At 72.1% G+C, this 23,875-nt stretch carries 23 protein-coding genes; 17 read left to right on the top strand and 6 right to left on the bottom strand.

Annotated features, from left to right (window positions below):
• The first annotated feature begins 162 nt into the window (after window positions 1-162).
• Genes HYV93_07725 through HYV93_07705 form a run of 5 tightly spaced genes read left to right on the top strand, consistent with a single transcriptional unit; the run spans window position 163 to window position 4,694 of the window.
• Entirely contained in the window at window positions 163-867 is a 705-nt protein-coding gene (locus HYV93_07725) for an ABC transporter ATP-binding protein (protein MBI2525858.1), read from the top strand.
• Entirely contained in the window at window positions 857-2,356 is a 1,500-nt protein-coding gene (locus HYV93_07720; GenBank protein ID MBI2525857.1) for a glycosyltransferase family 39 protein, read from the top strand. Before HYV93_07725 ends, HYV93_07720 begins: the two co-directional genes overlap by 11 nt.
• Window positions 2,334-2,981 carry a class I SAM-dependent methyltransferase gene (locus HYV93_07715; GenBank protein MBI2525856.1) on the top strand — a complete coding sequence of 216 codons (648 nt, stop codon included), beginning with the start codon at window positions 2,334-2,336 and terminating at the stop codon, window positions 2,979-2,981. Before HYV93_07720 ends, HYV93_07715 begins: the two co-directional genes overlap by 23 nt.
• Before the next feature lie 47 nt (window positions 2,982-3,028).
• Window positions 3,029-3,694 carry an ABC transporter ATP-binding protein gene (locus HYV93_07710; GenBank protein ID MBI2525855.1) on the top strand — a complete coding sequence of 222 codons (666 nt, stop codon included), beginning with the start codon at window positions 3,029-3,031 and terminating at the stop codon, window positions 3,692-3,694.
• A 1-nt stretch (window position 3,695) separates the two neighbouring features.
• Complete coding sequence (locus HYV93_07705; GenBank protein ID MBI2525854.1) at window positions 3,696-4,694, top strand: c-type cytochrome; 999 nt, start codon at window positions 3,696-3,698, stop codon at window positions 4,692-4,694.
• 205 nt (window positions 4,695-4,899) lie between these two features.
• Here HYV93_07705 and HYV93_07700 read toward each other — a convergent pair whose 3' ends face one another.
• On the bottom strand, window positions 4,900-6,258 hold the full coding sequence (locus tag HYV93_07700) for an MmgE/PrpD family protein (GenBank protein MBI2525853.1): 1,359 nt from the start codon (window positions 6,256-6,258) through the stop codon (window positions 4,900-4,902).
• A 175-nt stretch (window positions 6,259-6,433) separates the two neighbouring features.
• Here HYV93_07700 and HYV93_07695 point away from each other — a divergent pair, with 175 nt between their 5' ends.
• From HYV93_07695 to HYV93_07685, 3 genes are all read left to right on the top strand, one after another.
• Window positions 6,434-6,943 (top strand): DinB family protein, encoded by a 510-nt coding sequence (locus HYV93_07695; GenBank protein MBI2525852.1) that lies wholly within the window; start codon window positions 6,434-6,436, stop codon window positions 6,941-6,943.
• Between the two features lie 56 nt (window positions 6,944-6,999).
• Window positions 7,000-8,343, top strand: a complete 1,344-nt coding sequence (locus HYV93_07690) for a hypothetical protein (GenBank protein MBI2525851.1) — start codon at window positions 7,000-7,002, stop codon at window positions 8,341-8,343.
• Window positions 8,344-8,405: 62 nt separating this feature from the next.
• A complete protein-coding gene (locus HYV93_07685; protein MBI2525850.1) occupies window positions 8,406-9,074 on the top strand; it encodes a DUF1003 domain-containing protein in 669 nt (222 codons plus the stop codon).
• Window positions 9,075-9,077: 3 nt separating this feature from the next.
• Here the strand turns inward: HYV93_07685 and HYV93_07680 are convergent, their stop codons facing one another.
• The 5 genes from HYV93_07680 to HYV93_07660 form a co-directional block, all read right to left on the bottom strand.
• Window positions 9,078-9,314, bottom strand: a complete 237-nt coding sequence (locus HYV93_07680) for a hypothetical protein (protein MBI2525849.1) — start codon at window positions 9,312-9,314, stop codon at window positions 9,078-9,080.
• 106 nt (window positions 9,315-9,420) lie between these two features.
• On the bottom strand, window positions 9,421-10,926 hold the full coding sequence (locus tag HYV93_07675) for a long-chain fatty acid--CoA ligase (protein MBI2525848.1): 1,506 nt from the start codon (window positions 10,924-10,926) through the stop codon (window positions 9,421-9,423).
• Window positions 10,927-10,939: 13 nt separating this feature from the next.
• Window positions 10,940-11,377, bottom strand: a complete 438-nt coding sequence (locus HYV93_07670; GenBank protein ID MBI2525847.1) for a cobalamin B12-binding domain-containing protein — start codon at window positions 11,375-11,377, stop codon at window positions 10,940-10,942.
• The gene (locus HYV93_07665) at window positions 11,337-13,028 is read right to left on the bottom strand and encodes a methylmalonyl-CoA mutase (GenBank protein MBI2525846.1); all 1,692 of its coding nucleotides are present in this window, start codon (window positions 13,026-13,028) and stop codon (window positions 11,337-11,339) included. Before HYV93_07665 ends, HYV93_07670 begins: the two co-directional genes overlap by 41 nt.
• On the bottom strand, window positions 13,012-13,680 hold the full coding sequence (locus HYV93_07660) for a TetR/AcrR family transcriptional regulator (protein ID MBI2525845.1): 669 nt from the start codon (window positions 13,678-13,680) through the stop codon (window positions 13,012-13,014). Before HYV93_07660 ends, HYV93_07665 begins: the two co-directional genes overlap by 17 nt.
• A 203-nt stretch (window positions 13,681-13,883) precedes the next feature.
• Between HYV93_07660 and HYV93_07655 the strand changes: the two genes are divergently transcribed.
• The 9 genes from HYV93_07655 to HYV93_07615 all read left to right on the top strand — a co-directional run.
• On the top strand, window positions 13,884-14,654 hold the full coding sequence (locus tag HYV93_07655) for an SDR family oxidoreductase (protein MBI2525844.1): 771 nt from the start codon (window positions 13,884-13,886) through the stop codon (window positions 14,652-14,654).
• A gap of 10 nt (window positions 14,655-14,664) precedes the next feature.
• The gene (locus tag HYV93_07650; protein MBI2525843.1) at window positions 14,665-15,807 is read left to right on the top strand and encodes an acyl-CoA dehydrogenase family protein; all 1,143 of its coding nucleotides are present in this window, start codon (window positions 14,665-14,667) and stop codon (window positions 15,805-15,807) included.
• A 34-nt stretch (window positions 15,808-15,841) separates the two neighbouring features.
• Window positions 15,842-17,038 carry an acyl-CoA dehydrogenase family protein gene (locus HYV93_07645; protein MBI2525842.1) on the top strand — a complete coding sequence of 399 codons (1,197 nt, stop codon included), beginning with the start codon at window positions 15,842-15,844 and terminating at the stop codon, window positions 17,036-17,038.
• 31 nt (window positions 17,039-17,069) lie between these two features.
• Entirely contained in the window at window positions 17,070-18,116 is a 1,047-nt protein-coding gene (locus HYV93_07640; protein ID MBI2525841.1) for a phosphotransferase family protein, read from the top strand.
• Window positions 18,117-18,141: 25 nt separating this feature from the next.
• Window positions 18,142-18,579, top strand: a complete 438-nt coding sequence (locus tag HYV93_07635; GenBank protein MBI2525840.1) for a hypothetical protein — start codon at window positions 18,142-18,144, stop codon at window positions 18,577-18,579.
• A 292-nt stretch (window positions 18,580-18,871) separates the two neighbouring features.
• Window positions 18,872-20,467 (top strand): acyl-CoA carboxylase subunit beta, encoded by a 1,596-nt coding sequence (locus HYV93_07630; GenBank protein MBI2525839.1) that lies wholly within the window; start codon window positions 18,872-18,874, stop codon window positions 20,465-20,467.
• A gap of 4 nt (window positions 20,468-20,471) precedes the next feature.
• A complete protein-coding gene (locus HYV93_07625; protein ID MBI2525838.1) occupies window positions 20,472-22,505 on the top strand; it encodes an ATP-grasp domain-containing protein in 2,034 nt (677 codons plus the stop codon).
• Window positions 22,506-23,369, top strand: a complete 864-nt coding sequence (locus tag HYV93_07620; protein MBI2525837.1) for an isocitrate lyase/PEP mutase family protein — start codon at window positions 22,506-22,508, stop codon at window positions 23,367-23,369.
• A gap of 140 nt (window positions 23,370-23,509) precedes the next feature.
• Window positions 23,510-23,875 (top strand): cobalamin B12-binding domain-containing protein (locus HYV93_07615; GenBank protein ID MBI2525836.1); only part of this gene is annotated, 366 nt, incomplete at its 3' end.

Raw genomic sequence — 23,875 nt, 5'->3', positions numbered from 1 at the left:
CCTCGCGCCCGCGCTGGCTCGCTCCGCTCGCCCGCGTGCCCGTCTCCGCTCGCCTGGCCTGCGGCTGCGGCTCGCACTGCGGGGCCTCGTCTGGCTCGTTCCTTGGCCCGGCACGGTGCGGGCGCGCGCGTGGAATAGGCGAGACTCGTTGGAGGCGCACTGATGCCGCCCATCCTCGAGATCAAGAACGTCACCAAGCGCTTCGGCGGCGTGACCGCCGTGAACCGCGTCTCGCTCTCCCTCGACGCGGGCAGGATCTACGGGCTCATCGGCCCCAACGGCTCCGGCAAGACGACGCTGTTCAACTGCATCACCGGCGTCGAGCCGCGGGACAGCGGGGAGATCCGGTTCAAGGGGAGGCGGATCGACGGCCTCAAACCCCACCAGGTCTTCCACCACGGTCTCGGCCGCACCTTCCAGGTGATCCGGGTCTTCCCCGAGCTGACCGCGCTCGAGAACCTCATGGTGGTCACCACCGGGGACTACCGGCGGGCGCGTCGGCGCGCGGAGGAGCTCTTGCGGCTGGTGAAGATCGAGGCCCTCGCCGGCGAGTACGCGGGCAACCTCTCCTACGGCCAGCAGAAGCTCGTGGAGTTCGTCCGCGTGCTCATGACGGACCCGGAGCTGATCCTGCTGGACGAGCCCGCGGCGGGGGTCAACCGCACCCTGCTCAACGAGCTGCTGGACGCCGTCCGGGCGCTCCGGGACCGCGGGAAGACCATCTTCCTGGTCGAGCACGACATGAAGGTCGTCATGGGACTGTGCGAGACGGTGTTCGTCCTCGATCACGGCGAGAAGCTGGCCGAGGGCCCCCCGGGCGTGATCCAGTCCGACGAGCGGGTGATTGAAGCCTATTTTGGCCGCTAGCGGGCTGAGCGTGGCCTACCTGGGCTGGCGGTCGCTGGGCTGGCCGCTGATCCACGATGCCCCGCTGTTCCACTACATCGGCTGGCTCCTGACCCAGGGGGCGGTGCCGTACCGCGACATCTTCGATGTGAACATGCCCGGCGTCTATCTCCTGCACTGGGCGCTCGTCGCCACGGTGGGGATGAGCGACGTGGTGTGGCGGCTCTTCGACCTGGCCTGGCTCGCCGGCACCTGCGCGGTGGTGGTCGGCTACGCCGCCCCGGTGGCGGGCCGGCCGGCGGCCGCGGCGGGCGCTCTCCTCTTCGCCCTCCACCACCTGGCGGGCGGGGCCTGGCGGGCGGGGCAGCGGGACTTCCTGCTCTGCCTCTTGCTGCTGTCGGGGGCCTGGGGCGTGGCCCGGGCCTGGGAGGGCCGTGGCGCGCTCCAGCCGCTCTGGTGGAGCGGGCTGGCCCTCGGCGCGGGCATGATGATCAAGCCTCTCGCGGGGCTCTTCTGGCTCGGCTGCGCGCTGGCCGGGGCGCTGGGAGCGCGCCGGGCCGGGCGGTCGCCCCTGGCGGGCGCGGGCGCCGTCCTCGCCTCGGGTCTCGTCGTGCCGGCGGCCCTGCTGGGATGGCTCGGCTGGCGCGGCGGCCTCGGGCCTTTCCTCTCGGTCCTCACCGGCTATGTCCTGCCGCTCTACAGTCAGGTGGGCCGGGTCTCGGTCTGGCAGGCTATGTCCTGGTACCGGTACGGCTGGGCCGTCCTGGGGCTCCTCGCGGCGCTGGGCGCCGTGGGGCTCGCCGCCCGGCTCCGGCCCGGCTTCGAGATCAGGAGCACCCTGGCGGCGATGGGAGTGCTCTACGGCGTCGCCCACCTGGCCGTCCAGGGGAAGGGGTGGGAGTACCATCAGTACCCGCTCGTGTTCTTTCTCTGCGTCCTCGCGGCGATGGCGCTGGCGCCCGAGGCCCTCGCGGCGTGGCGCTGGCCCCTGGCCTTGCCCGCGCTCGGCCGGGCCGCCGCTCTCGGGCTCCTCGCCGCCCTCGTGGTGGTGCTGGACGCCAAGGGGCTCGACGCCATGGACGCGCGGTGGATCGGCGAGAAGGAGCGGCGAGTGTCGGCCGTGGTGCGCGACCTCGGGCCGATCCTGCGTGATCCGCGCGGCGGCGCCTCGGCGGGGCGCGCCGTCACCGTCCAGGTGATGGATCTGACCGAGGGCGGTGTTCATGCCCTCCTGCGGCTCGGGGTGCGTCAGCCGACCCGCTTCATCTACGACTTCCACTTCTCCCACGACGTGACCGACCCGCGCATCCTGGCGCTGCGCGCGGAGTTCGTCACCGGGCTCGAGACGGCCCCGCCGGCCGCCATCGTCGTCTTCCCGTATGCCTGGATCACGACGGGCTACGAGCGCCTGGCGGCGCTGCCCGAGATCCGCGCACTCCTGGAGCGCGCCTACACGCTGGCGGTCGAGGGGGACGGCTACCGGATCTATGCGAAGCGAGCCGGTTCTTAGCGTCATCCGGGCCTACGACGACTGGATCGTCCGCGGCTACTGCTGGGGGCGCTTCTGGATCCTGCGCCAGCGCTTCCTCGACGAGATCGGGCAGTACCTGCCCGAGCGGGGCCGCGTGCTGGACGTGGGGTGTGGCTTCGGCCTCTTCTCGCTCTACTACGCCTCGATCCGACCGGACCTGCGCATCGCGGGGCTCGACCGCAACGCGCGGCGGATCGCCATGGCCCGCGCGGCGGCCCGGCGCCTGGGCCTCGCCAACGTGCGCTACGAGGTCGGAGACGCCACCGAGTTCCGGGGCGGGGAGATCTTCGACGCGGCCTACATGCTGGACATCGTGCACCATGTCCCGGAAGAGGCCGTGCGCCCGCTCCTCGAGCAGCTGGCGAAGGCGCTGCCGCCCGGCGGGCGGCTCCTGATCAAGGACGTGGACCGCCGACCCGCTTACAAGCGCTGGTTCACCCACGCGCTGGATCGGGTCATGGACCCGAGGAGCCCGGTGCGCTACTGGGCGGCCGAGGAGCTCCAGGATCTGCTCGAGCACCTGGGCTTCCGCGTTCACCGGCACCTGATGGTGGACATCCTGCCCTACCCGCACGTGCTCTACATCTGCGAGCGGCTGCCGTGATCTCGACGCTCCTCCGCGCCGAGGCCATCACGGCCGGCTACGGCAAGATGGCGATCATCCACGAGGTGAGCTTCGTCGTCTCGCCCGGGGAGATGGTCACCGTCATCGGTCCCAACGGCGCGGGCAAGTCCACGGCCTTCAAGGTGATCGTGGGCTTCCTGCGCCCGACCAGCGGTCGAGTGATCTTCGACGGCCACGACATCACGGGGCTCCGTCCCGACCAGGTTCTCCCCCGTGGGCTCGCCTACGTGCCCCAGGGGCGCATCGTGCTCCCGCAGATGACGGTGCTCGAGAACCTCGAGATGGGGGCCTACATCGAGCGCAGCGAGGCGCGGATCCGCGAGGCCCTCGACCGGGTGTACGCGCTCTTCCCCATCCTGGCGGAGCGGCGCCGCCAGAAGGCGGGGACCATGTCGGGCGGGGAGCAGCAGATGGTGGCCATCGCGCGCGCCCTCATGACCACCCCCAAGCTCGTCCTCCTCGACGAGCCCTCGCTGGGGCTGTCGCCCAAGTTCGTGGGGCTCATCTTTGACAAGCTCCTGGAGATGAAGGGCTCGGGCTACACCCTCATGGTGGTGGAGCAGAACGCCGCGCGTGCCCTGGCCGTGGCTGACCGGGGATACGTGCTCGAGCTGGGGCGGAACCGGTTCGAGGGGACCGGGCCGTCGCTGCTGGCTGACCCCGAGGTAAAGCGACTTTACCTCGGGGGGTGAGATGAGTAGAATCGCCGTCATGCGTCTGGCCGGCCCCCTCATCGCCACCGTGGTCCTGGCCGCCGCCCTGGCCGCTGGCGTGCTCGCCTGGTCCCCCGCCTCCTCGGCGCGGGTGGCCACCGACGTCAAGGTGCAGCGCGGCCAGCAGGTGTTCGCCACGTACTGCGCCAACTGCCACGGTCAGAGCGGGAAGGGCGACGGCCTCTCCGGCCAGAGCCTGCCGATCAAGCCGCAGGACCTGACCCAGGGGGCTGTGCTCAACCCGCTGCCCGATCACTTCCTCTTCTCCCTCATCACCCGGGGCGGCCAGGCCGTCGGGCTCTCGCCCCTCATGCCCCCGTTCAAGCCCCAGCTCTCTGATACCCAGGTCAACGACGTGATCGCCTACGTGCGGACGCTGGCCCAGCCCGCCTTCGACCCCAGGGGGGTGCTGCCGATCCCCGTGAAGCGGGAGGGGCCGGTGCAGCCCATCTTCTTCAGCCACGCGATCCACGCGGGCTCGTACAGGATCGACTGCCAGTACTGCCATGCGGAAGCCCGGAGAAGCAGCCCGGCGGGGTTGCCGTCCGTGGAGCGCTGCATGGGCTGCCACAGGGTCATCGCCGCGCAGGGGAACCCGGAGGTCCAGAAGCTCCTTGACTACTGGGAGCGGAAGGAGCCGATCCCGTGGGTCCGGGTCTTCCGGGTGCCCGAGTACGTGAAGTTCACCCACAAGAACCACGTGCAGGCCGGGCTCCCCTGCCAGACATGCCACGGGATCGTCGAGGCCATGGAGCAGGTTGCCGCCGGCCCGACGGGCCAGGGGTTCGTCAACGACATCATGAACCTCGCCGGCATGACCCCCGTGCCGAACCGGCTCACCATGGGCTGGTGCGTGGAATGCCACCGCGCGGCGAACGCGAAGGCCCTGGCCAGCCTGGCGTGGATCGGCTCGCCGACGCCCACCCTCACCCGCGCCGAGCCCAAGGCTCCGCTCGAGTGCGTGAACTGTCATCATTGACCTGGCGCGGGCACCCGGGCTGTCGCCCGCCCGCGCCCGCCGGAATGTCGCGTCGCGCGGCTTTCTTCGGGCGATCTGAGCTGGTGTCAATCCAGGCGCGGGCACCCGGGCTGTCGCCCGCCCGCGCCCGCCGGATGGGCGCGCTGCGCGACTTTCGTCAGGCGATCTGAGCTGCTGCCGACCAGGGCTGATCCGCCGGAGTGACTCAGGCGGACGACAGGATCGCGGTGAGGCTCCGCAGGTCGGGGCAGCCGTCGAGCCCCTCCACCATCTCCCGGACCGCGGCCACGCGATCCTCCGGGAGCACCAGCCCCGCGCATTCGGTGAACTTGTCGCGGAGCGCCTCCCGCGTGAGCGGGTTGCCGGGATGCCCCGGTACCTGGCGCGGCCCCACCCGGAGCGTGCGGCCATCGGTGAGCCGGATCGTCACCCTCGACCACATGTGGCGCTCCAGGTCGCTGGGAATCTCGGGATCTACCTCGACCCGAACCCGCGCCATGAGCGCCCGGATGGCGCCGCTCCGGGCCTTGTCGTCCTGGAAGGTGCCAATCCCCACCCGTTCCTCGCAGAGGGCGGCGGCGGCGGCGAACTCGGCCGAGAACTTCGCCTCGAGCCCCGTGTGCGGGTCGTGGTGGATGAGGACCCTCGGCACCATCGCGTTGACCCCCACCGTGATCTCCGCCACCTGGTCTGGACGCAAGCCGTGGGTGCGCTTGAGGTCGAGGACGCCGTCGATGATGGAGTGGGTGCCGGCGCAGGAGGGGTAGGGCTTCACCGCAATGCCCGTCGTGAGGATCTTCCATGGCGCGCCCAGCGTGGCGAGCGCCTCGAGCCGGGGGGCGCCGGCGCCCAGCACGCTCACCCAGCCCTGCGGACCTTCGAGCGCCTGCTCGGAGGCTGTCCACCCCTCCCGCGCCAGGAGCGCCGCGAGCACGCCGCTCCGGGCCGCGTGCCCGACGTGGAAGGGCTTGGTCATGGTGCCGAAGTTCTCCTTGAGGCCCGAGGACTGGCTGGCGGCAGTGGCCAGTGCCATGCGCGCCTGCGCGGCGTCGAGCCCCAGGAGGCGGCTGGCGGCCGCCGCGGCGCCGAGGGTGCCGAGGGTACAGGTGGCGTGCCAGCCGTGCTCGTAGTGCTGGGGGTTCACCACCTCGGCCAACGTCGTCTCCACCTCGAAGCCCAGCAAGAAGGCGTGGAGCACCGCCCGGCCATCGGCCAGCGCCAGCTCCCCCGCCGCCAGCGCCGCGGCGAGAACGGGCGCCGAGGGATGGCCCAGCAGGGCGAAGTTGGTGTCGTCGAAGTCGAGCGCATGCGCCGCCGTGCCGTTGCAGAGCGCGGCCCAGACGGCGCCGGTGCGCTGCCCCGTCCCGACCACGGTGGCCAGCGGGGCGCCGCCCTCGGCCTGGGCCACCGATTGCACGATGCGCGCGGCAGGGTCGGCGGAGCCCGCCAGCATGACGCCCAGGCAGTCGAGGATGGCCCGCCGCGCAGCCTCCACCGCAGGCTCGGGGCACTCTTCCCAGCGGCTCTTGACGAGGAACTCGGCGATCGCGGTGGTGGCGCGCATGGACAGGTTCTCCTCTCGGCCCTCGAGGCTGAAGCTCGCGGCGTCGCGGGCGGGGTCTCGGGCTCGTGGGATGAGGGTAGCCGGCGCGGGGGGCAGGCGTCAATGGCCGGCGGGGACTCCGCGTGGACCCGAGCCGGGCGGCGAAGGTACACTGTGGCGGCACGGGAGGTGGGCGATGAACGACGAGGAGCGACGGATCCTGGACTACCTGCAGGCGCAGGGAGCGAAACAGGCGCCTGCGACGGTGGTGGACCGGGTGCGCGCTGCCATGGAGGAGCTCCGCGCCGCCGCGGCGGCGGTGCCGGCGGCGCGCTTCGCCGAGCGGCCCGCCCCCGACGAGTGGAGCGCCAACGAGGTGATGGCCCACGTGCTGTCGGCCGGCGCCTACTTCGGCGGCGCCATCGTGCGTGTGCTGGATGGGGCGCCCGCGGGGCCTGGCCTCAGGGAGGCGCTCCCGGCTGAGGTCCCGCGGCACACCGCAGGGGAATGGTGGAGCCTCCTCCAGCAGGAGAGGGAGGCGCTGTTCCAGCGGGTGCGCTCGGCCGATCCGGGAGCGCACCTCGACAGGAAGATCGAGCACCCGTTCTTCGGCCCCCTCGACTGGCGCGAGACCTTCCTCTTCATGCGGCTGCACGACCTCGACCACGCCGCCCAGCTCAGGACGATCGCCGCGGCGGTCGCATAGCCCAGGGTTGGAGGGTTGGCCCCTCGCGCGGGAAGGGGTATCATCGGGCGCAGGTGATGCGCTGGGTGCTCGGGCTCTTCGCCGTGGCGCTTGTCGCGGGTGCGCCCTCCGCGGCCCGGGCACAGCTGTTCTTCTCCACCCTGCCGGACTCCGGCTTCCGCATCGGCCCGCTGATCGTCCGCGCCAGCGTGACGCCCGACGAGGCGCCCGCCCGCGTGAATGTCCTGTGGAGCGTCGTGGCGCCGGCCGGTCAGAGCCGGGGCGCCTCGCCCCAGGATCTCTACCTCCTGTGGCCGGGGGAGGTCGGCGCCGGGAACGCGACCGGGGCCCGCGAACCTGCGCTGGCGAAGGCCGTGGAGGCGCTCGGCTTCGATGTCGTCGCCGAGGGCCGGCTGCCGCTCTACGCCCAGAACATCCGCCAGGCCGACGGGGCGGCGCACGCCGAGCCTGTGGGCGAGGGGGCGCCCTTCGTCACCTTCGTGCAGTACGGCGGCGCGCTCGGGCTGAGTCCCCCGGCGACGTGGATCCGGATCCCCTGGACGCCGAAGCTGGTGGACCCGGCGTGGCTCATGGATCTGCGCCTGACGAGCCCGGCGCTGGTCAAGCCCAAGGCCGCCAACTGGCTCGAGCGGCTCGTGCTGGGCCAGAAGCACCTGCTCTCCCTGAGCTTCAACGAGGTGCGCGACCGGCCGCTCTTCCCAATGTACTTCGCCCATCGCGACCGCGTGGTGCGGCTGGCCGATGCCCCGGCCGAGCTGGTGGCGCATTTCCCCGACGCGAGCCGGCTCAAGATCGACGAGGTGTACCCGCGCAACACCATCCGCCGGCTCTCGGAGACCCTTGAGAGCACCGAGGTCGTCTCCCTGTTCCTGGACACCAGCGAGGGGGTGGCGCCCCAGCAGATCGCCGTCCAGTATGGCTACTTCTCCCGGCTCCAGGCCATGGCGCTGGTGGTCATCCCGATGGTGTTCCTGGCGCTGGGCTATGCGGCGGGGCCCGTGCTCGGGCGGGTGGCAGCCCATGTGGGCGGCCGCATGGCGGCGCGAGTGCGAGTCGGTGCCTGGAACACGGCGCCGCGCGAGCGTGAGAGCGGCACCATCCTGCCGCGGGAGGTCGTCGCGAAGATCACCCCGGGGGAGACCACCTATGAGGAGGTGCTGGCTCTCTGCGGCGCCGATGCCGAGCAGTACGAGCGGCTCCAGGCGCCCGGCCGGCGCACGCTGGTCTACCGCGGCCGACGCATCCGCCCCCAGGCCGGCCGGATCTTCGGCTGGGTCGCCACCGTGCAGCACCTGGAGGTGGAGCGCCACGAGGTGAGGATCGAGCTGGAGCAGGACGTGGTGCGCGACGTGGCCGCGGACGTGCGGCGATCGCGGCTGGGGGTGGACGAGACGCCGTGACGGAGGGGCCTCGCACGATCGTCTGTCCCGTCTGCCAGGTCCCGCGGCGGCGCAGCGAGATCATGAGCGGCGAGATGGTGCACGGTCCCGTGGGCGAGCTGCTCAGACGGAAGCACCCGTCCTTCGGCCCCCAGGACGTCATCTGCCTGCCCTGCCTCACCCATCTCCGCGCCGAGTACGTCGAGGACGCCCTCGAGGACGAGAAGGGGGAGCTGTCCTCGCTCGAGCAGGCGGTGGTGCGAAGCCTCAAGGAGCAGGAGCTCCTCACGGAGAACCTCAACGTCGAGTTCGACCGCCAGCTCACCCTGGGCGAGCGCACCGCTGACCGGGTGGCCGAGTTCGGCGGGTCCTGGCGCTTCATCATCATCTTCGCGGCCGTGCTGGTCGTGTGGATCGCGCTGAACTCGGTAGTGCTCCTCTGGCGGCCCTTCGACCCGTACCCGTTCATCCTGCTCAACCTGGTGCTCTCCTCTCTGGCCGCGCTCCAGGCCCCCATCATCATGATGAGCCAGAACCGCCAGGCGGCGAAGGACCGCCTTCGCGCCGGGCACGACTACCGCGTGGACCTCAAGGCCGAGCTCGAGATCCGCCACCTGCACTGGAAGCTGGACCAGCTCCTGACGCATCAGTGGCGGCGGCTGCTGGAGATCCAGCAGATCCAGACCGAGCTGATCGAGGAGCTGGCGCGCCGACCGCGCGAGCGGCCACCCTCCGCTTCCGGCCCGCCTTGATCCTCATGCCGGCTTCCTGAAGGGCGAGCGCGCGGCGGCCGGTGGCGCCGGCGGCGCGCGGCGCACGGCGTCGGCCCGGAGGCCGGTGGTCGTGTCGCGTGGCTCGAAGGTCACCGTGTCGCCCACGCGCGGCCCCGCCCCCGGCGCCCGGCTGCCGCGGATGACGTAGACCCGCCCGTCCTCGCCGAGGATCACGCCCCAGGCCGTGGGCTCGTCGTAGAACTCGATGCGGCCTAACATGGCTCGCTCCCTCCACCGTGGTGGCCGGTCGCGCATCGCGACCGGCGTGGAGCGAGCCTACCCGCGGCGGCGGGGCCGCGGGAATGTCCAATGTTTCAGACAGGGCTCAGCCGGCTCCGCTGAGTTCCCCCTTGCGGATCTTGCCGGTGGCGGTCTTGGGCAGGCTCGCCATGAACTCGACGAGCCGCGGCACCTTGTAGGCCGCGAGGGACTCGCGGCAGAACTCCCGGATCTCGGTCTCGGTGGCGCGCGCGCCCTCGCGGAGCACGATGCAGGCCTTGGGGATCTCGCCCTTGTCGGCATCGGGCATGCCCACCACCGCGCACTCGAGCACGGCCGGGTGGTCGTGGAGCACGTTCTCGATCTCCTTGGGGTAGATATTGTAGCCCCCGCAGATGATCATGTGCTTGAGGCGGTCCACCATGTAGACGTACCCGTCGGCATCCTTGCGCATGAGGTCGCCGGTGTGGAGCCACCCGTCCACGATGGCGCGCGCCGTGGCCTCGGGCATCTCGAAGTAGCCCTTCATGACGTTGGGGCCGCGCATCAGCAGCTCGCCCAGCTCCCCCGGGGGGACCTCCTGGCCGCTCCCGTCCACCACCTTCGTCTCCATCCCGGGCAGGGTGAGGCCGCAGGCCCCCTCGCGCCGCGGCAGTCCGGGGCGCTCGATGGTCACCACGGGCGAGGCCTCGGTGAGGCCGTAGCTCTCGAGGAGCACCATGCCGATGTCGCGCTCGTACTCGGTCTTGAGCGCCGTCGGCACGGGGCCGCCGCCCGTGTCGCCGATCCGGAGCGACGAGAGGTCGTGCCGCGGCCGGTCGGGGTGGCGGAGGATGTAGATGAACATGGTGGGCACCCCCACGAGCACCGTGGCGCGGTGGCGCTCGATCAGACGGAGCGCCACGCCCGCGTCGAAGCGCTCGACGATGACGCTGCTGGCGCCCGCGGTCATCATCTGGAGATAGTCGAAGGCGATGGCGAAGGCGTGGAAGAGCGGCAGGATGCAGAGCGACCGATCCGAGTCGCGGAAGCCCACCGCCCGGACCACCGCGGCCGCATTCTCGAGGAGCCCGGCGTGCGTGAGCCTGGCCCCCTTGGGGTGCCCCGTGGTCCCCGAGGTGTAGAGGATCATCGCCACGTCGTCACCGTCCACGCGGGGGGGCGCGGCCGGCGGCGAGCCGGCCGCCACGGCCGCGTAGGGGCGCGTGCCCGGCACGGCCTCCCCCGCCACCACCACGTGGGCCAGGGACGGCATCCGGTCGCGGGCGGCCTGGACCCGCTCGGCGTCCCGGGGGGAGGTCACGAGGACCTTCGACCGCGAGTTGTTCACGACGTACTCGATCTCCCGCGGCGTGAACATCGGATTGAGCGGCACCGAGACGGCTCCGAGCTTGGCCGCCCCCACATAGGCCTCGAGGATGGGGAGGCCGTTGGGGAGGAGCACGGCCATCCGGTCGGCGGGGCCCAGGCCCAGGGTGGCCAGCCCGCCCGCCAGCCGGTCGGTCCTGGCGTCGTAGTCGCGGTAGCTGACCTGCTCCTCTCCGCAGATGAAGAGCGTCCTGTCCCCGTACCGCCGGGCCTGCTGCTGCGCGAAGCCACCGAGACTCGTCATGCCCGCTGCCTCCTCAGGCGCCGACCCGCTCGCGGATGAAGCCCACGACCTCCTCCACGGGAGTGCCCGCCACGAAGACGCCGTCGGCGCCGGCCTCGAGGAGCTCGGCGATGTCCTGCCGCGGGATGACCCCGCCCACCAGGAAGAGGACCTCCGTGAGGCCGCGGCTCCGGAGCGCCCGGGCGAAGCGCCGCGTGTGCGAGGCGTGCTCGCCCGAGAGGAAGGACAGCCCCACCACCTGGGCATTCTCCTGGATGGCGGCCTCGATCACCGCCTCGTGGGGGAGGAACTTGCCGAGGTAGACGACCTCCATCCCCGCATCACGCAGGAGCCGCGCCAGCACGCGCACGCCGCGGTCGTGGCCGTCCATGCTCACCTTGCCGAGCAGCACCTTGATGGCGGACACGGGCTCAGAGGACGGAGCGGACCATGCCGGCCGGATCGTACGCATGCCCATAGGCTTCGCGCATCACGCCCACGGCCTCGCCCAGCGTGGCGCCGGCAGCGACCACGTCCACCAGGCAGGGGATCAGGTTGTGGCGCTCGCCGCGGCCGGCCTCGCCTCGAAGCCTCTCCAGCGCGGCCGTCACCGCGGCCGCGTCGCGGCGCTCGCGGAAGCGCTTGAGGCCGTCGAGACGCGCGCGGACCTCGGTGGCCGACGGGCGCGGGTGAGCCGGCACCTCGTGGTCCTGCTCGGGCGGCACGCTGAAGGCATTGGCGCCCACGATGATGCGCTGGCGCCGCTCCACCTCCTGCTGATAGCGGTAGGCCGCGTTCTCCAGCTCCTGGTCCACCCAGCCCGTCTCGATGGCGCGGTACATGCCGCCCTGCTCGGCGATGCGGCCGAGGATGGCGCGCGCGTCCGTCTCCAGCCGGTCGGTGAGGGCCTCGATGAGGTAGGAGCCGCCCAGCGGGTCGGCCGCGTTCGCCGCGCCCACCTCGTAGGCCAGGATCTGCTGGGTGCGGATGGCGATCTGATGGGCTTGCTCCGTGGGCAGCGAGATGGGCTCGTCGTAGGAGCAGCAGTGCAGCGACTGGGCCCCCCCGAGCACGGCGGCCAGCGCCTCGTAGGCGACGCGCACGATGTTGTTGAGCGGCTGCTGGGGCACCAGTGAGACGCCCGCGGTGTGGACGCCGAACTTGAACTGCCAGGAGCGCGGGTCCCGCGCGCCGTACTCCTCGCGGAGCATGCGGGCCCACATCCGCCGCATGGCGCGGAACTTCGCCACCTCCTCGAGCAGGTCGATGTGGGCCGAGCAGTAGAAGACCATGCGCGGGGCCAGCTCGTCGATGGCAAGCCCCCGCTCGAGGGCGCGGTCGATGTAGGTGCGGGCCATGGCGAAGGAGAACCCGATCTCCTCCGCGGCGCCCAGCCCCTCCTCGCGGAGATCGTAGGCGTTGACGTTGATGGGGTACCAGTACGGCATCTGGCGGGCGCAGAACTCGAGGCAGTCCACCGCCGTCTTGAGCCCGAGATTCAGCGGCGAGTAGGCGGGCGGGTAGCCGCAGAAACGGTGGTGCAGGGGGTCGTTCTGGATCGTGCCGCGCAGCCGGTCGAGCGGCAGGCCGCGCTTGCGCGCCACCGCGAGGTACATGGCCAGCACGACCGGCGCCGCGTGGGAGGTCACGACGATGGACATGCTGATGCCGTCCAGCGGCAGGCCCTCCATGAGCGTTTCCATGTCCTCGACGGTTGCCAGCGAGGTGCCCTGGACCCCCACCTCTTCCTCCACCATCGGGTGGTCGGCGTCCATCCCGGTCATGGTCGGGATGTCGAAGATGACGTTGAGCCCCGAGGCGCCCTGGGCGAGCAGGAACTTCATCCGCCGGTTCGTCTCCTCCGGGCCGCCGTAGCCGCACACCTCGCGCCGGGTCCAGTACTTCCCGCGGTACATGTCGGCGTGGATGCCGCGCGCGTACGGGAACTGGCCCGGATCGCCCAGGCGGTCCCGGTAGGTGCCGGCCACGTCCTCGGGCCGGTAGACGGGCTTCACCTCGATGCCCGACCAGGTCCTGAGCCGCGCGGGCTTCTCGAAGTAGGCCTCGAGGTGGCCCTTGCGGGGGCCCTCGGGCCGGCGGGAGGCGTCAGGCGGAGTGGTCATCGAGAGGGGCGCTCTCCGCCCCGGCCCGCAGGGGAGCCGGCAGCTCGGGAGACGGTTGCTTGGTCAGCCCGCGGACGAGATAGGTCGCGAAGGCCTCGGCGATCTCGCGCGCCGGGCTCGGCCCGGCGGGGTGGTACCACTTGGGGATCCAGTGCACCGCGCCGAGGATGGCGAAGCCCACGAGCTTGGGATCGCAGGGGACGAAGACGCCGGCGGTGATGCCCGCGGCGATCATCCTGCGCAGCGCCTGCTCGTACTCGTCGCGGCCGCGCACGATGCGGCGGTGATGGGGGGGCGACAGGGCCCCCTGCTCGAGCAGCACCACCGTGCCCTTGAGCTGGTCGGCCATCCCCTCGATGTAGTGGGCCAGCGCGGCGCGAAGCTGCTCGTCCGGCGGCCCCGGCTGGGCCAGCGCCAGGTGGAAGCCCTCCATGCCGATGTCGAGCGCCAGCTGATGGCACTGGAAGAGCAGCTCCTCCTTGTTCTTGACGTGGTAGTACAGCGCCGCCTTCGTGACGCCGAGGGCGCGGGCGATGTCGTCCAGCGTCGTGCCGTGATAGCCACGCTGGTTGAACACCCTCCCGCTCACCGCCAGGATCCGTTCGCGCGTCAGGTGCGTGCCGCCCCGCTGTGCCGCTTTGCGCTTGCGCATGGTGCCCTCTCGGGCGAATCTACTAATCGTTCAGTAAACTGCACGATCAGGAGCGGCTTCATTCTAGGGGGTCGAATGCACTAAGATCAAGGCGCTCTTCGGGGCAGCCCAGCGAAATGAGGCAATCGCCTCATGGATTGTCACTGACCAGTCAGTCGATGGTGTGGGGCGCGAGAGGGAGGCCACATGGCGGAGGTGGGGGCGTGAAACCGCAGGAGGCGCTGTCACTCCAGGGACGGGTGGCGCTGGTGACCGGGGCCAGCCGCGGGCTCGGCCGCGCCCTCGCGCTGGCGCTGGGTGCCGCCGGCGCCGCGGTGGCCTGCGCCGCGCGCTCGGTGGAAGGGGTCGAGGACACCGCGGCCTGTATCCGCGAGGCGGGCGGGCAGGCGCGCGCCTTTCCGCTGGACGTGACGCGGGGCGATCAGATCGCCGCCACGGTGGCCGCCGTGGAGGAGGGGCTCGGGTCGCTCGACATCCTCGTCAACAACGCGGGGATCAACCTGGAGAAGCGGTTCGTCGAGCTCACCGACGCGGACTGGGAGGAGATCCTCGGGACCAACCTCACCGCGATGTTCCGCTGCTGCCGCGCCGTGGCGCCCTCGATGATCGCGCGGGGGCGGGGAAAGATCATCAACGTCGGCTCCATGTGGGGGCGGCTGGGCGTGCCGCGCTACAGCGCCTACTGCGTGAGCAAGGCCGGAGTGGACGCCCTCACGCGCTGCTTGGCCATCGAGTGGGCGCGCCACAACATCCAGGTCAACTGCCTGGCCCCCGGCTATCTCAGGACCGACTTCTCCCGGGAGAAGATGATGGAGCCGCGCGTCCGCGACCTCATCCTGTCCAAGATCCCCGCGCGGCGGCTGGCGGAGCCCGACGAGATGGGACCGCTGGCGGTGTACCTGGCCTCTTCGGGCTCCGACTTCATGACCGGCCAGACCGTCTACATCGACGGCGGCGAGACCGTCACCTGGTAGGGGCGACCCCATGGAAGACTTCGGCCTCGAGCGGGAGCACCGGGAGTTCAGGGACGCGTTCCGGCGGTTCGTCACCGCCAGGATCGCGCCGCTCGCCGAGGCGGGCGAGCGTGAGCGCCGCTTCCCGCGGGAGGTCTACGGGGTGCTCCGCGACGGCGGCTTCCTCGCGGTGAACTTCCCCGAGGCCGTCGGCGGCGGGGGGGCCGATCTGCTCACGGCCTGCATCTTCTACGAGGAGCTGACGCGCTCCGCCGCCGGCGTCTCCGCGGGCGTCTTCGCCCACCAGCACCTGGCCGCCGGCCCCGTCCTGCGCATCGGGACGGAGGAGCAGCAGCGCGAGTTCCTCGTGCCGGCGCTGCGCGGCGAGCGGATCGGTGCCTTCGGCCTCACCGAGCCGGATGCCGGAAGCGACATCCGCGGCATCAAGACCCGGGCGCGCCGCGACGGCGGCGACTGGGTGCTGAACGGCAGCAAGCTCTACATCACCAACGGGTCCATCGCCGACTTCATGGTGCTGGCGGCACGCACCGGGGAGGGACGCTCGGTCGACGCGCTCTCGCTCTTTCTCGTGGAGACGAGAGACCCCGGCGTCAGCGCGCGCGACCTCGTGAAGGTGGGCAACCACTCCTCCTCCACGGCCTTCATGAGCCTCGAGGACGTGCGCGTCCCCGCCCGCCGCGTCCTGGGGCAGGTGGGGCAGGGGCTCGGCCAGCTCAAGGCGACGCTCACCGAGGGGCGCATCCTCGTCGCCAACCGGGGGCTGGGCCTGGCCCAGGAGGCCTACGAGGCGATCCTTCGCTACGCGGGAGAGCGGCAGGCGTTCGGCAAGCCCATCGGGAGCTTCCAGGCGGTGGCCTTCAAGATCGCCGACATGGCGGCGCGGGTGGACGCCGCCCGCCTGATGATCTACCGTGCGGCCCGGCTCCACATGGCGGGGCGCGAGTGCATCCGCGAGGCCTCCATGGCCAAGTACCTGGCCAGCGAGACGGCCGTGCGCGTCACGAGCGAGGCGCTCCTGCTCCATGGCGGGGCCGGCTACATGGAGGAGATGAAGGTGGCGCGCCTCTACCGGGACGCCCCCGAGGCCTGGATCGGCGAGGGCACCAACGAGATCCAGCTGAGCGTCATCGCGCGGAGCCTGGGGCTCCTCTGAGCGCCCGCGTCCCACACCGACCGAGGAGACAGGCATGGACTTCACCCCCAGCGCCAGGGTCACGGAGCTCTCGAAGAAGCTCGCCGAGTTCATGGAGCGCTTCGTCTATCCGAACGAGCGCGCCTACTACGAGGCCATCGAGGCCTCGGGGGACCGGCACCACCAGCCCGCGCTCCTCGATGAGCTCAAGGAGCTGGCGCGCGGCGCGGAGCTCTGGAACTTCTTCCTGCCGAACCCGGCCCATGGCCCCGGGCTCACGAATCTCGAGTACGCGCCGCTGGCCGCCATCATGGGGCGTGTCGTCTGGGCCTCGGAGGTGTTCAACTGCTCGGCCCCGGACACCGGCAACATGGAGATCCTCGCCCAGTACGGCACCCCCGAGCAGAAGGCGCAATGGCTCGAGCCGCTGCTGGCGGGGAAGATCCGGAGCGGCTTCTCCATGACCGAGCCCATGACGCCGGGCTCCGACCCGACGCAGCTCCAGACGCGGGCCGTGCGGGACGGCGGTCACTACGTCATCACCGGACGGAAGTGGTTCACCACTGGCGCCATGCACGCCCGCGTCCTCCTCGTCATGGCGGTGACCGATCCGGCGGCCTCGCGCCACAAGCGGGTGAGCCTCCTCGTGGTGCCCATCGACACGCCCGGCGTGCGGGTGGTGCGGGCGCTGCCGGTGTTCGGCCACGTCAGCGGTCCCGGCGAGTGCGAGGTGGCCTTCGAGGGCGTGCGCGTGCCGCAGAGCGCGCTCCTGGGCGGGGAGGGCGAGGGCTTCGCCGTCGCCCAGGCGCGGCTCGGGCCCGGCCGCATCCACCACTGCATGCGCGCCGTCGGCATGGCTGACCGCGCCGTGGAGATGATGGCCCGCCGCGCGAGGACCCGCGTGGTCGTGGGGGGCGCGCTCGCCGAGAAGCAGATGGTCCAGGACATGATCGCCACCTCGCGGATCGAGGTGCACGCCGCGAGACTCGTGATGCTCCACGCCGCCTGGGCCATGGACACCATGGGGAAGAAGGAGGCCTGGCCCGTCATCTCCATGGCCAAGGTGCTCTGCGCCCAGACGGCGTGCCGCGTGGTGGACCGTGCGATCCAGATCCACGGGGCGCTGGGCGTCACCGACGATGTGCCGCTGGCCGCGATGTGGCGCTACGCCCGCATCCTGCGCCTGGGCGACGGGGCCGACGAGGTCCACAAGGCCAAGCTCGCCGAGCACGAGATCCGCCATTGCCCGTGACTGGCCGCCGCGCGGCGCCGCGAGCCCCGCGGTGAGTGCCGGGACGGCCGCTCCCGCCACCGCGGCGGAGTCGCTCCGTGCGGGGCTCGAGGCTTTCATCGCCGCCGAGGCCGGCCATCCCGCGGCGATCCGCGCGCTGTGGCGGCTTCCCGGCGGCACCATGCGGGAGGCCTGGGCGCTCGACGTCGAGATCGCGGGCGGGGCCTGGGCGGGAGCCCACCGGCTCATTCTCATGGCGGACTTGGGCGCCCGGATCCTCTACTCGCGCCTCCCCCGCGAGGACGAGCTGCGCGTCATCGCGGCCATGCACGCCGCGGGGGTCCCCTCGCCCAGGCCGTACTGGTGTATTCCCGAGGGGCGCCCCCACGGGCTGCCGCCGGGCCTCCTGATGGAGCGCGTCCAGGGGGAGACCGTGGCCCGCCGGCTCCTGGCCGATCCCGCCTACGCGGCCGTGCGTCCGCGGCTCCTCCGGCAGATGGCCGAGGCCCTGGCGCGGATGCACGCCGTGCCCGCCGAGGCGCTCGACGGGCTGCCCGGCACCGCGGCAGGCCAGGCCCCCATGGAGTTCCAGCTGCAGGAGATCGAGGCCGTGCTCCGTGCGCTGGGCGAGCCCCATCCGGCGCTCGAGCTGGGGGTCCGCTGGCTCGGCCGCCGCATCCCCCCCCGCGAGTGGCTGGCCCCCGTCCACGGCGACTACCGCCTCGGCAATGTCGCCGTGGATCCCGCGGAGGGGCTACGCGCGGTGCTGGACTGGGAGCTCACGCACCTCGGTGATCCCGGTGAGGACGTGGGCTGGGCCTGCATGCGCTTCTGGCGGAGCATCGACCGTCCCGGGGCCCCCGCGCTGGGCTCGCGGGAGCACTTCCTCGCCGCGTACGCGGCGGCGGGCGGCCGGCGCTTCGATCCCGAGGCCGCGCATTACTGGGACGTCTTCGCCAATGTGCGCTGGGCCGTCATCACGCTCGCGCAGGCCTTCCGCCACCTCTCCGGGCGCGAGCAGAGCCTCGAGCTGGCGAGCATCGGCCGCCACTGCGCGGAGGTCGAGTACGAGCTGATGCGCCTGCTGCGCGAGGGCTGAGCGGGATGGAGGCTCGCTGAGCGCCATGCAGGACCGCCCGTCCGTTCCCGAGGCGCTCGAGGCCGTGCGGGACTTCCTCGCCCGCGAGCTCCTGCCCACCCTCTCCGACCCGCGGCTCCGGTATCATCTGCAGATCGCGCTCAACGTCCTCCGGATCGTGGAGCGCGAAGCCGAGGGTGAGGATGCCCGGCTCCGCGCCGAGCACGCCGCGCTCCGCGAGCTGCTCGGGCAGCCGCCGGCGGCGGCGCCCGAGGATGCGATGGCGCTCCGCCAGGCGGTGCTGGAGGCCAACCGGAGCCTCTGCGCGCGCATCCGTCGGGGCGACGCCGACGAAGGTCCGTGGCGGCAGCGCGTGGTCGCTCACGTGGAGGCCCGCGTGGCGGAGAAGCTCGCCGTCAACAACCCGGCCGTCCTCGCCGCCTTCCGCGCCGAGGCCGCCGCCGCGTCACGAGGCGACGAATGAGCCCCGCGGGATACCTTGCCCGCGAGGCGCCGGGGCCCGAAGGGCGGATCCCCCGGGCGCGCTCCAGGTGGCTCGCCTGGACGCCGCACCTCGCTCGGGCGGGCCGAGCGCGACCCCCCATCCCCCGGATCCCCCGGAGGGGGCGGCGCGAGGGCTGCCGACCCGCGATCGCGCGCTCGCCCCGCCCTGCGCTTCGCGCGGCGACACGGCTCGCCACAGGGCGCCCCCGCGGGACCCGCCCTCCGGACCCCGGCGTTGCCGAGTTCCGCGCGATCCAGTAGAGGAGGCAGGGATGCAGGTGTACGCGACGACGCTGGACCGCGGGAGCGAGCGCTTCCGCCGGAACCGGGCCGCCATGCTCGAGCGGCTCGCCGAGATCGACCGCCAGCTGGCGCTGGCGCGGGGGGGCGGCGGGGCGCGCTACGTCGAGCGCCACCGCCAGCGCGGCAAGCTCCAGGTCAGGGAGCGCATCGAGCTCCTCGTGGACCGCGACAGCCCTTTCCTCGAGCTGTCGCCCCTGGCGGCCTGGGGGACGGACTTCACCGTCGGGGCCGCGGTGGTCACCGGCATCGGCGTGGTGTCGGACGTCGAGTGCCTCGTCATCGGCAACGACCCGACGGTGCGGGGCGGGTCGCTCAACCCTTACACCGTGAAGAAGACGCTCCGCGCCTTCGACATCGCGCGCGCCAACCGCCTCCCCGTGATCCAGCTCACCGAGTCCGGTGGCGCCGACCTGCCGACCCAGGCCGAGATCTTCGTCCCCGGCGGCCGTACCTTCTTCGAGATCACGCGGCTGTCGGCCGAGCGCGTCCCGACGCTCTCGCTGGTCTTTGGCTCTTGCACCGCGGGCGGCGCCTATGTGCCCGGCATGTCCGACTACACCATCTTCATCAAGGAGCGCTCCAAGGTGTTCCTGGCCGGGCCCCCGCTGGTCAAGATGGCCACGGGCGAGGAGTCCACCGACGAGGAGCTCGGCGGCGCCGAGATGCACGCCCGGGAGTCGGGGCTCGCCGACTACCTGGCCCAGGACGAGCCGGATGCCATCCGCATCGCGCGAGACATCGTCGCCCACCTCAACTGGCGGAAGCACGGTCCCGGGCCGTCCCGGCCGGCGGACCCGCCCGTCCACGACCCCGAGGACCTGCTGGGGATCGCCTCGGCCGATCTCCGCGAGCCCTTCGAGATGCGCGAGATCATCGCCCGCGTGACGGACGGCTCGCGGGTCGAGGAGTTCAAGCCGCTCTACGGCCGGACGCTGGTGACGGCCTGGGCCTCCATCCACGGCTACCCGGTGGGGATCCTCGCCAACAACGGCATCCTCTTCTCCGAGGAGGCCGAGAAGGCCGCGCAGTTCATCCAGCTCGCCAACCAGCACGACGTGCCCCTCCTGTTCCTGCAGAACATCACCGGCTACATGGTGGGGCGCGCCTACGAGCGCGGCGGCATCATCAAGGACGGCGCCAAGATGATCAACGCCGTGACCAACTCGACGGTGCCGCACCTCACCGTGATGATCGGCGCCTCCTATGGCGCCGGCAACTACGGCATGAGCGGGCGGGCCTACGACCCGCGCTTCGTCTTCACCTGGCCGAGCCACAAGATCGCCGTCATGGGCCCGGCGCAGCTGGCGGGCGTCATGTCCATCGTCCAGCGCCAGGCGGCCGAGTCCGCGGGGCGCCCGTACGACGAGGCCCAGGACGCCATGGTGCGCCGGGCCGTCGAGGAGCGGATCGAGGGCGAGTCGAGCGCGCTCTTCGCCACCGCGCGCATCTGGGACGATGGCATCATCGATCCGCGGGACACGCGCACCGTGCTCGGCATCGCGCTGAGCGCCTGCCACAGCGCCGAGGTCCGCGGCGCGGCGGGCTTCGGCGTCTTCAGGATGTGAGCGCATGCCTCCACTCACGAGACTCCTCATCGCCAACCGCGGAGAGATCGCGCGGCGGATCATCCGGAGCGCCCGGCGCATGGGGCTGGCCACGGTTGCCGTCTATGCCGATCCCGATGTCCACGCCCCCTTCGTCGCCGAGGCCGACCTGGCCGTGGCGCTGGGGGGCACGGTCGCGGCGGAGACCTACCTCGACGCGGACCGGCTGATCGCGGCCGCCCGGCGCGCGGGGGCCGACTGCGTCCACCCGGGCTATGGCTTCCTCGCCGAGAACGGGGCCTTCGCCGAGGCCGTCATCAAGGCCGGCCTGGTGTGGGTGGGGCCGCGCCCCGAGACCATCCGCGCCATGGGCGACAAGCTCCTGGCCAAGGCGCTCATGGCCAGGGCCGGCGTGCCCGTGCTGCCCGCCGTGGCGGTGGAGAGCGCGGCCCAGGCCGCCCGGGCGGCGGAGGCCGGCCTCGAGTACCCGCTCCTCGTCAAGGCCGCCGCGGGCGGGGGCGGGCGCGGGATGCGGATCGTGAGGCGCCCCGAGGAGCTCGTCGCCGCCGTCGAGAGCGCGCGGCGCGAGGCGCAGGGAGCCTTCGGCGACGACCGCGTCTTCCTCGAGCCGTATCTCGAGGGCATCCGCCACGTGGAGGTCCAGATCCTGGGCGACCGCCACGGCCAGGTCATCCACTGCTTCGAGCGCGAGTGCTCCATCCAGCGGCGCCACCAGAAGATCGTCGAGGAGGCGCCCTCGCCCGCGCTCACCCCGGCGGTGCGGGCGCGGATCTGCGAGGCCGCGGTGGCGGCCGGGCGCGCCATGGGCTACGAGAGCGCCGGCACCGTGGAGTTCATCCTCGACGGCCAGGGCCGTTTCCACTTCCTGGAAGTCAACACGCGGCTCCAGGTCGAGCACCCGGTCACCGAGGCCATCACCGGGCTCGATCTCGTCCGCGAGCAGCTCCGCATCGCTCAGGGCGAGCGGCTCGAGCGGAGCCAGGAGGAGATCGGGGCCGAGGGGCACGCCATCGAGGCGCGGCTCTACGCCGAGGACCCGGCCCATGACTTCCTGCCCGCGGCCGGGCGCCTCCTGGCCTGGGAAGAGCCCGCCGGGCTCGGCGCGCGCTTCGACTCGGGCGTGGTGGCGGGCAGCGAGGTGTCCGTGCACTTCGACCCGATGCTCGCCAAGGTCATCGTGCATGCCGCCACGCGCACGGAGGCGGCCCTCAGGCTCGCCACCGTGCTCGAGCGGCTGCGGCTTCACGGCGTCCCCACCAACCGCGACTTCCTGGTGGGCCTGCTCCGCCACGAGGCCTTCCTCGCCGGCGACACCACCACCGACTTCATCGAGCGACACCAGCCGGCGCGCCGCCGCGAGCCCGCCGCCGCCGAGCTGCGCTGGGCGGCGCTCGCCGCGGCGCTCGGCGGCCAGGCGCATCGCCGCGCGGGTGCCCGCGTGCTGCGGAGCCTGCCCTCGGGCTGGCGCAACAACCCCAGCGCGATGCAGGAGGTCACCTACCAACACGGTCCGGACGAGGTGGCGGTGCGCTATCGGCGCGGCCGCGCCGGCGAGTTCGACTGGGAGTGCCTGGGCGAGCGCGGGCGGGCGCGGCTCGAGGTGGTGAGCACGGCGAGCGGCGGCACGGACGCTCCGCCGGTGGCCGCCGGCCTCCACGACGCCCTCGTGGACCTCGAAGTGGACGGCCTGCGCTGCCGCATCCGGCTCCTCGCCCATGCTGACCACTGGTGGGTGCAGGGGGCGGCCGGCGAGGTGCGCCTCACCGAGAGCTCGCGCTTCCCCCAGCCCCGCCACGAGCAGGTGCGGGGCGCCCACACCGCGCCCATGCCCGGGAAGGTCGTCACCGTCTCGGTGGCGGTCGGCGATCTCGTCGAGCCCGGCTGGACGCTCGTCACGCTGGAGGCCATGAAGATGGAACATCACGTCACCGCCGTCGCCGCCGGCCGCGTCCTCGAGGTCCGCGTCGAGGCGGGCGCGCAGGTGGATGGAGGGGCCCTCCTGGTGGTCGTCGCGCCGGCAGAAGATGGAGAGGCGTAGGTGGCACACCCCGGGGGTGGACCCAGGGCATTGCGGGCGCTGCTGGGGGCGCCCGGGATCATCGTGGCGCCAGGGGCCTACGACGCCGTGAGCGCCAGGCTGGTGGAGCGCGCCGGGTTTTCCGCCGTCTACATCGGCTCCTACGCGACAGCGGCGAGCCGGGTCGGGCTGCCCGATGCCGGGCTCGTGAGCATGCGGGAGATGGTGGACCAGGCGGCGGCCGTCGTGGGAGCCGTGGAGCGCATCCCGGTCATCGCCGACGGCGAGAACGGCTTCGGCAGCGCCGTCACCGTGTGGCGCACGGTGGGCGAGTTCGAGCGCGCGGGGGTGGCGGGCATCCACCTCGAGGACCACGAGTTCGGCAAGCACCTGCCCGTGACGGGCCGTGTCCTGCCCAAGGCCGAGATGGTGGAGAAGGTGAAGGCGGCGGTGGAGGCGCGGCGAAACCCGGACTTCGTCATCATCGCCCGCACCGACGCGGGCTGGCTCGGGGGCGGGGGGCTCGACGAGGCCGTGGACCGCTGCCTGGCCTATGGCGCCGCGGGCGCCGACATGGTCTTTCCCGCCGGCGTGCGAACCCCAGCCCTCGCCGAGGTAGCCGCCCGCGTGCCCCATCTGCTCTGCGCCGTGGACTCCCCGGGCTCGACGGTGTCCCGGGACGAGGCCGCGGGCGTCAAGCTCGTCCTCTACTACTCCCTCCTGCTCTTCGCCGCCCACCACGCCGTGCAGGAGACCCTCGCGGCCTTCCGCGCCCACGGAGACCGCGGCGCTCTCGCGCCCCGCCTCACCCCCGAGGCCGACTTCGACGAGTTCATCGGCTTCCCGCGGATCCAGGCCCTCGCCGCCCGCCACGGGCTTCAGTGAGGGGCGCCGGAGGCCGGGCGCCCGCCCGAGGCGCGAGGGCCGGATGATCCAAACCCATAGGGGACCCAGAACTCGGGAACACTGAGGCCGAGCGCGAGCGAAACTCGCCGTTCTCTCCTCACCGACGAAGGAGCCGGTCTATGCTGCTCTACCTCATCAACCCGGGCAACCCGGTCGTCAGCATCACCAAGATCAGGTCCAGCCGTTTGAACAGGTACCGGACCTGGAAACCGCTCAGCCTCATGGTCCTTGCACGCCTGACGCCAGCGGAATGGTCGGTCGAGTTGATCGATGAGAATCTCGGTCCCGTCGACTATCAGCGCTATCCGCGCCCGGATCTGGTGGGGATTACCGCGTTCACGTCCCAGGCCCCGCGAGCCTACGAGATCGCGTCCACGTTCAGAGAGCTGAACGTGCCGGTGGTCATGGGGGGCATCCACGCCACCATGCGCCTCGAGGAAGCCCTGCAGTACGCCGACGCGGTCGTCACCGGTGAGGCCGAGGCC

The sequence above is a fragment of the Candidatus Rokuibacteriota bacterium genome, from assembly GCA_016188005.1.
Classification (GTDB): domain Bacteria; phylum Methylomirabilota; class Methylomirabilia; order Rokubacteriales; family CSP1-6; genus UBA12499.
Note: the sequence above shows the minus strand (reverse complement) of the source record. Positions and strands in the feature narration are given on the sequence as shown.

What these genes read in the sequence shown, in the direction of transcription:
- HYV93_07725 (MBI2525858.1), top strand. Translation starts at nt 163, where the DNA reads ATGCCGCCCATCCTCGAGATCAAGAACGTCACCAAGCGCTTCGGCGGC.
- HYV93_07715 (MBI2525856.1), top strand. Translation starts at nt 2,334, where the DNA reads ATGCGAAGCGAGCCGGTTCTTAGCGTCATCCGGGCCTACGACGACTGG.
- HYV93_07710 (MBI2525855.1), top strand. Translation starts at nt 3,029, where the DNA reads ATGGCGATCATCCACGAGGTGAGCTTCGTCGTCTCGCCCGGGGAGATG.
- HYV93_07705 (MBI2525854.1), top strand. Translation starts at nt 3,696, where the DNA reads ATGAGTAGAATCGCCGTCATGCGTCTGGCCGGCCCCCTCATCGCCACC.
- HYV93_07700 (MBI2525853.1), bottom strand. Translation starts at nt 6,258, where the DNA reads ATGCGCGCCACCACCGCGATCGCCGAGTTCCTCGTCAAGAGCCGCTGG.
- HYV93_07695 (MBI2525852.1), top strand. Translation starts at nt 6,434, where the DNA reads ATGAACGACGAGGAGCGACGGATCCTGGACTACCTGCAGGCGCAGGGA.
- HYV93_07690 (MBI2525851.1), top strand. Translation starts at nt 7,000, where the DNA reads ATGCGCTGGGTGCTCGGGCTCTTCGCCGTGGCGCTTGTCGCGGGTGCG.
- HYV93_07685 (MBI2525850.1), top strand. Translation starts at nt 8,406, where the DNA reads ATGAGCGGCGAGATGGTGCACGGTCCCGTGGGCGAGCTGCTCAGACGG.
- HYV93_07680 (MBI2525849.1), bottom strand. Translation starts at nt 9,314, where the DNA reads ATGTTAGGCCGCATCGAGTTCTACGACGAGCCCACGGCCTGGGGCGTG.
- HYV93_07675 (MBI2525848.1), bottom strand. Translation starts at nt 10,926, where the DNA reads ATGACGAGTCTCGGTGGCTTCGCGCAGCAGCAGGCCCGGCGGTACGGG.
- HYV93_07670 (MBI2525847.1), bottom strand. Translation starts at nt 11,377, where the DNA reads ATGCGTACGATCCGGCCGGCATGGTCCGCTCCGTCCTCTGAGCCCGTG.
- HYV93_07665 (MBI2525846.1), bottom strand. Translation starts at nt 13,028, where the DNA reads ATGACCACTCCGCCTGACGCCTCCCGCCGGCCCGAGGGCCCCCGCAAG.
- HYV93_07660 (MBI2525845.1), bottom strand. Translation starts at nt 13,680, where the DNA reads ATGCGCAAGCGCAAAGCGGCACAGCGGGGCGGCACGCACCTGACGCGC.
- HYV93_07650 (MBI2525843.1), top strand. Translation starts at nt 14,665, where the DNA reads ATGGAAGACTTCGGCCTCGAGCGGGAGCACCGGGAGTTCAGGGACGCG.
- HYV93_07645 (MBI2525842.1), top strand. Translation starts at nt 15,842, where the DNA reads ATGGACTTCACCCCCAGCGCCAGGGTCACGGAGCTCTCGAAGAAGCTC.
- HYV93_07635 (MBI2525840.1), top strand. Translation starts at nt 18,142, where the DNA reads ATGCAGGACCGCCCGTCCGTTCCCGAGGCGCTCGAGGCCGTGCGGGAC.
- HYV93_07630 (MBI2525839.1), top strand. Translation starts at nt 18,872, where the DNA reads ATGCAGGTGTACGCGACGACGCTGGACCGCGGGAGCGAGCGCTTCCGC.
- HYV93_07625 (MBI2525838.1), top strand. Translation starts at nt 20,472, where the DNA reads ATGCCTCCACTCACGAGACTCCTCATCGCCAACCGCGGAGAGATCGCG.